8 protein-coding genes are annotated in these 6039 nt (G+C 74.3%); 4 read left to right on the top strand and 4 right to left on the bottom strand.

Annotated elements, in window-relative coordinates; genetic code table 11:
- Positions 1-127 precede the first annotated feature (127 nt).
- Positions 128-322, bottom strand: a complete 195-nt coding sequence (locus KIK08_RS36490; protein WP_214407884.1) for a helix-turn-helix domain-containing protein — start codon at positions 320-322, stop codon at positions 128-130.
- 162 nt (positions 323-484) lie between these two features.
- On the opposite strand from KIK08_RS36490, the gene KIK08_RS36485 reads away from it, so the two are divergent.
- A complete protein-coding gene (locus tag KIK08_RS36485; RefSeq protein ID WP_214407883.1) occupies positions 485-736 on the top strand; it encodes a hypothetical protein in 252 nt (83 codons plus the stop codon).
- 108 nt (positions 737-844) lie between these two features.
- Here the strand turns inward: KIK08_RS36485 and ligD are convergent, their stop codons facing one another.
- Entirely contained in the window at positions 845-1891 is a 1047-nt protein-coding gene (gene ligD, locus KIK08_RS36480) for a non-homologous end-joining DNA ligase (RefSeq protein WP_214407882.1), read from the bottom strand.
- A gap of 79 nt (positions 1892-1970) precedes the next feature.
- On the opposite strand from ligD, the gene KIK08_RS36475 reads away from it, so the two are divergent.
- The 3 genes from KIK08_RS36475 (at position 1971) to KIK08_RS36465 (ending at position 4290) form a co-directional block, all read left to right on the top strand.
- Entirely contained in the window at positions 1971-2276 is a 306-nt protein-coding gene (locus KIK08_RS36475) for a hypothetical protein (RefSeq protein ID WP_214407881.1), read from the top strand.
- Between the two features lie 63 nt (positions 2277-2339).
- A complete protein-coding gene (msrB, locus tag KIK08_RS36470; protein WP_214407880.1) occupies positions 2340-2762 on the top strand; it encodes a peptide-methionine (R)-S-oxide reductase MsrB in 423 nt (140 codons plus the stop codon).
- A gap of 148 nt (positions 2763-2910) precedes the next feature.
- A complete protein-coding gene (locus KIK08_RS36465) occupies positions 2911-4290 on the top strand; it encodes an alpha/beta hydrolase family protein (RefSeq protein ID WP_214407879.1) in 1380 nt (459 codons plus the stop codon).
- 470 nt (positions 4291-4760) lie between these two features.
- Here the strand turns inward: KIK08_RS36465 and hemQ are convergent, their stop codons facing one another.
- Positions 4761-5456: a hydrogen peroxide-dependent heme synthase gene (gene hemQ / locus KIK08_RS36460; protein ID WP_214407878.1), complete on the bottom strand. Its 696-nt coding sequence runs from the start codon at positions 5454-5456 to the stop codon at positions 4761-4763.
- Between the two features lie 55 nt (positions 5457-5511).
- The coding region (locus tag KIK08_RS36455; protein ID WP_214407877.1) for an FAD-dependent oxidoreductase at positions 5512-6039 on the bottom strand (528 nt) is incomplete at its 5' end.

Below are 6039 nucleotides of genomic sequence, written 5' to 3'. Positions count from 1 at the left end.
GGACCTCCTGGGGTTGTGTGTGGGTGCCGTCAGACAGCTCCACACCACAGCGGGAGGTCCTCGCCATATCAAGATCAGTTAGATCGTGTCGTCACATGATCTCGACCAACGTCTCCGGTCAGTACAGTTAGTCGTCGGTGCGGGGCCGGCGCGCGTCACGGAGCTGGCTCCGCAGGTCCTCCGGGTCCCAGCGGTAGTGCCCACTGGGCAGGACGACCGTCGGGAAGATCTTCCCGTCCGCGGCGTAGCGCGCCAGCGTCCGCCGCGACACGCCGAGCAGCTTCGCCGCCTCCGCGGTCGTGAGCAGCCGCTCGTCAGCCATGCGATCACGCTACGGCGCAGGTAGACCCCCTGCGCCTCTCCCGCACCGCGTTGACCTCATCAAGCGTGCAGAAGATCGATCTGACCTAGCTGGCCGATCTGTCTCAGTTTGCTCTACTGTGGCCGTACTTCGCTCCAGAGCGTGAACAGGGGGTTGCTCCACGTGCAGAATCCACCCCGCGGCCCCGAGCGGCCGTTGACCACGTCCGAACTGGCCCTGCTCCTGGTCGACCTCGACGGCGTGCCGGACAACCTCGCCGCCGCGCACGTCGACGACGGCCGCGGCTACTGCCGGGGCTGCCTGCTCCCGCAGACCGCGCCCTCGGTGTGGCCGTGCACGCTGGCCGTGGCGGCCCGCGAGGCGCGCGCCCTCGACCGCGCCCGCCGCCTCCCCCGCCCGCAGCAGCGGGGCTGATGCCGGCAGCCGCGCACACCGGCCAGCGCGACGCACACCCGCTCACCGCGACGCACACCGCACGACATGTGCGCCGCAGCTACTGGGTGTGCGTGAGCGGCGGTGTCGTCAGTCCGCGTTCTCGGCCTTGAGGTGGCGGGCCCGGCTCGGCTGCACCCGCATCGGCTCGCCGGGCATCTTCGGGTAGTCGGGCGGGTAGGGCATCTCGGCGGGGCCGCGGTCGCGGTCGTCGGCGGCGTACCAGTCCAGCGCCACCTCCAGCCCGCCGACGGCCGAGTCCATCTCGGCGTGCGGGTCGCCGCGCTCGGCCAGCAGGCCGGGCACCGTGCGGACGTCGAAGTCCTCCGGTTCGACGTCGGGCAACGCCTCCCAGGTCACCGGCATCGACACCGTCGCCCGCGGACGCCCGCGCACCGACCACGCCGAGGCGACCGTGCGGTCGCGGGCGGCCTGGTTGAAGTCGAGGAACACGCGCTCGCCGCGCTCCTCCTTCCACCACCCGACGGTGGCGTCGTCCGGGACCCGGTCGACGACGCGGCGGGCGATGGCGATGACCGCGTGGCGGACGTCGATGAAGTCCCACTCCGGGCGGATCCGGCAGAACACGTGGATGCCGCGCCCGCCCGACGTCTTGGGCCAGCCGACCAGCCCGGCCTCGTCGAGGACCTCGCGCAGCACCGCCGCGACCCGCTTGGCGTCGGCGAAGTCGGTGCCCGGTTGCGGGTCGAGATCGATGCGCAGCTCGTCGGGGTGGTCGGGGTCGGTGCGCCGGACCGGCCACGGGTGGAAGTCGAAGGTGCCCATGTTCGCCGCCCAGACGATCACCGCGGGCTCGGTCGGGCACAGCGACTGGGCCTTGCGGCCGCTGGGGAAGGTCACCTCGGCGGTCTCGACGTACTCCGGGGCGCCCTTGGGCAGGCGCTTGGAGTAGAACGGCTCGCCGTCCACCCCGTGGGAGTAGCGCTTGAGGTTGGTCGGGCGATCGAGCAGCACGCCGAGCAGCGGCTCGGCCACCGCCCGGTAGTACTCCACCACCTCGCCCTTGGTGATCCCCCTCGCCGGGAAGACGACGCGGTCGGCGCTGGTCAGCCGCACCTCCCGGTCGCCGTGCGGGCCGGGGACGGTGAGCAGCACCGGAGCAGGCTTGGTCGCCACGGTCGGCACCGTACCCGGCCGTCGGACGCGCGCGCGGCAACTGCGGCCCGAGCGGGCCGGCGCCACTACTCTGGTGAAGGTGGCGAAAGCTCAGGAACCGGACAGCGACGGGCACTCCCGCCAGTTCGACGACGAGCTCGTGGGCCTCGACCCGGACGACCCCGACGCCCAGGCGTTCGCCGCGCACCTCGACCGCATGCAGCGCGAGCGGCCCGGGTTCACCGTCGAGGGCTACCTGGCCGGCGTCACCGACTTCGCCGACTCGGCCAACCGGGCCGAGGGCGGACGGCGCTGGGCCGCCGTCCTGGTCGTGCTGGCGCTGCTGCTGGTGGTGATCTACGCGGTCTGGGACGCCCTGGTCTTCGTGCTGCGCACCTGGATGTGACGGGGTCGGGACGGATCTCGCGGCCACGGGCGCGGCGGCTCCCGCGCACATAGTCTGGTGGGCATGGATCGCGTCACCGAGCCCGCGCCCACGGTCGTCAAGTCCGACGACGAGTGGCGCGCCCAGCTCACCCCGGCCGAGTACCAGGTCCTGCGCAAGGCCGGCACCGAGCGGGCGTTCACCGGCGAGTACACCGACACCAAGACGGTGGGCGTCTACGCCTGCCGGGCCTGCGGCACCGAGCTGTTCCGCAGCGAGACCAAGTTCGAGTCGCACTGCGGCTGGCCGTCGTTCTTCACCCCGCTGGCCGGCGACGCGATCATCGAGCGCGAGGACGTCAGCCTGGGCATGCGCAGGGTGGAGGTGCTCTGCGCCACCTGCCACAGCCACCTGGGCCACGTCTTCGCGGGCGAGGGCTACGACACCCCCACCGACCTGCGCTACTGCATCAACTCGATCTCCCTGAAGCTGCTGCCCGCCGAGTAACGCCCCCGTCGAGAACGAACTTGTCGTGATCCACAGGCCCTGTCGATCACGACAAGTTCGTTCTCGACGGCACGGGCCGGCTGGCCGATCGCGGCGTCACCGGGTAGACACGAGCTGTCCCGGGACACCGTCGTCGTTCGGAGGCCTGATGCACCTGCCGCGCCGAGTCCCGGGGGCCGCCTGGTCGCTCCTGCTGGCGATCGTCGTCCTGCTCCAGGTGCCGGCGAGCGCGGCCGCCGCCGGGCCGGTCCCGCCCGACCAGCCGCGGCCCGGCTACACGATCGTCCCGCCGGACCTCGACCCGCTACCGGTCGACGGCGGCGACACGCAGGTGATCACCGGCGTGCACCGGCACGCCGGGTTCGCCATCGAGGTCCCGCCCCGGTGGAACGGGCAGCTGGTCATGTGGGCGCACGGCTTCCGCGGCAACGGCGCCGAGCTCACCACCGACCCGCCGCCCGACGGGCTGCGCCAGAAGTGGGTCGAGCAGGGCTACGCGTGGGCCGCGTCGTCCTACGACCGCAACGGCTACGACGTGGCGTCCGGGGTGGCGTCCACCCGCGCGCTGGTCGACCGGTTCGCCCGCGAGGTCCGCCGGCCCGACCGGGTGCTCATCGCCGGGGCCTCGATGGGCGGGCACGTCACCGTCCGGGCGATCGAGCAGGACCCGCGGCTCTACGCCGGGGCGCTGCCGATGTGCGGCGTGCTGGGCGACCACGACCTGTTCGACTACCTGCTCGACTTCGCGCTGACCGCGCAGGCGCTGTCCGGCCAGGGCGGCAACTACCCGCCCGGCCCGGACTACGCCGAGGCGGTCCTCCCCCGCGTCTACGCCGGGCTCGGCCTGCAGCCGGGTGTGCCCGCTGCCGACACGCCGCAGGCGCAGCAGCTGGTCGGGGCCACCGTGATCTCCTCGGGCGGGCCGCGGCCGGGCGCCGAGGCGTCCGTCCTGTACTGGAAGGACTTCCTGCTGGGGCTCGCCGTCCCCGACGACACCCCGACCCCGGTCACCGGGGTGGCCGCGTCGCCGGGCGTGGTCGCCACGAACCTCGGCACCGACTACGCGCCCGACGAGCCGGTCGACCTCGACGCCGCCGTCCAGCGGGTGCCGGTGGCCGACCCCGACGCCCGGGAGTCCCGGGCCCTCACGCCCGTCGCGCAGGTCCTCGGCCGACCCAAGGTGCCGGTGCTGAGCCTGCACGGCCTCGGCGACCTGTTCGTGCCGTTCCGGATGGAGCAGGTCTACGCCGCGGAGGTCGCCGGGGCCGGCAGGTCCGACGAGCTGGTCCAGCGGGCGGTCCGGACGACCGGGCACTGCGAGTTCGCCCCGGCCGAGGTCGGCGCCGCGTGGGACGACCTCGTCACCTGGGTCGACGGCGGCCCCCGCCCGGCCGGCGACGACGTCACCGACCCGGCCGCCGTGGCCGACCCGGCCTTCGGCTGCCGGTTCTCCGACCGCGCCGCCTACGACGCGGCCGGCCCGCCCGCCGAGGACGACACCCGCCGCCTCTACGCCCCCTGCCCCTAGCCCCGACACCCGTCGATTGGACGAAAGCCGCGCTCGCCCGACCGGATCGGACGAAAGCCGCGCTCGCTCCGCCGGGCCGCAATGAGGGCGTCCTCGCAGCGCAGGCGCGTCCTCGCAGCGCAGGCGCCGTCCCGCAGCGCAGGCGGGGGCGTCGCAGCCCGCCGGCGGTCTGCGAACACACCCCCAGTGCTGCGAGCACCCCCTGCTGCTTGCGAGCCGGGCCGGGCACCGGTGGGCGCTACGCGCGCCCCGGGTTCGCGCCTACGGCGCTCGCCAAGCCTCCACGACGCGGGTGGCGTGGCACGAGTGCGGCTGTCGTCCAACCCCGCCGCACGAGAGCGACTCTCGTCCAGCCCGGCGACGGCCCCGGGGAGCGGGCGGCGCGGGGCGAGAGTGGCTTTCGTCCAATCCCGCTGTGCGAGCGCGACTCTCGTCCAATCCGACGAGGGCGGTGCTCGACGGGGCTGGGGTCAGGGCAGGGCGGCGACGAGGTCGCCGGGGGCCACGCGCGGGCCGGTGAAGAACGGCACCTCCTCGCGGACGTGCCGGCGGGCCTCGGTGGCCCGCAGGTGGCGCATCAGGTCGACGATGCGGTCGAGCTCGTCGGCCTCGAAGGCCAGGATCCACTCGTAGTCGCCCAGCGCGAAGGCGGGCACCGTGTTCGCCCGCACGTCCGGGTAGCCGCGGGCGGCCTTGCCGTGGTCGGCGAGCATCTGGCGGCGCTCGTCGTCGGGCAGCAGGTACCACTCCAGCGAGCGGACGAACGGGTAGACGCAGACGTAGCGCTTGGGCTCCTCGCCGGCCACGAACGCCGGGACGTGGCTCTTGTTGAACTCCGCCGGGCGGTGCAGCGCGACCTGGCTCCACACCGGGGTGCAGGCCCGTCCGACGGCGGTGCTCCGGCGCAGCTGGGCGTAGGCGGCCTGCAGCGCCTCGACGTTGCCGGCGTGCCACCAGACCATGTAGTCGGCGTCGGCGCGCAGGCCGGCGACGTCGTAGACGCCGCGCACCTCGACGCCCTTGCCGGCCAGCGAGTCGAGGAACTCGGTGAGCTCGCCGCCCGCGGCGCCCCGGTCGTCGCCCAGCGCCCCGGGGCGGGCCTGGAAGACCGACCACATCGTGTACCGGATCTCGCTGTTCAACGCCGTGTAATCGAGCCGAGCCATGGTCCCCATGCTGCCACTTCCGCCGGCGCGGGCGAACGCGACGCCGATCGCACCCTCAGGGTCGGGCGGGGAGGGCGGCGAGGTGGTGGGCGAGCCGGGCGGCGGCGGCGCGGGCGGTGCCGACGCAGGCGGGCACGCCGACGCCGTGCAGGGCGGCGCCGGCGACGGCCAGGCCGTCGGGGAGGCCCTCCTCGATGTCGCGGACCCGGTCGAGGTGGCCGACGCCGTACTGGGGCAGGCCGCCGCCCCACCGCTGGACGTGCGCGGCGACCGGGGCCGCGGTGATGCCGGCCAGGGTCCGCAGGTCGGCCCGGACGCGGGCGAGCAGCTCGTCGTCGGGGACCTGCAGGGTGCGCGCCTCGCCGAAGCGCCCCACCGACGCCCGCAGCCGGACCAGGCCGTCCGGCGACAGGTGCGGCCACTTGGTGCTGGAGTGCGTGACGCCCTTGACGGCCAGCGGCTCCCCGGTGGCGATCAGGGCACCCGAAGTGCGCGGGAGGGTGGCGGCATCGGACGGGCGGTAGGCCAGCGCCACCACGGCCGAGGACGCCAGCTCGATCGCCGCGGCCGCGGTCGACGCGGC

The sequence above is a fragment of the Pseudonocardia lacus genome (genome assembly GCF_018531445.1).
Lineage (GTDB): Bacteria > Actinomycetota > Actinomycetes > Mycobacteriales > Pseudonocardiaceae > Pseudonocardia > Pseudonocardia lacus.
The sequence above is the reverse complement of the archived record's forward strand: the minus strand, read 5'-3'. Positions and strand labels throughout refer to the sequence as shown.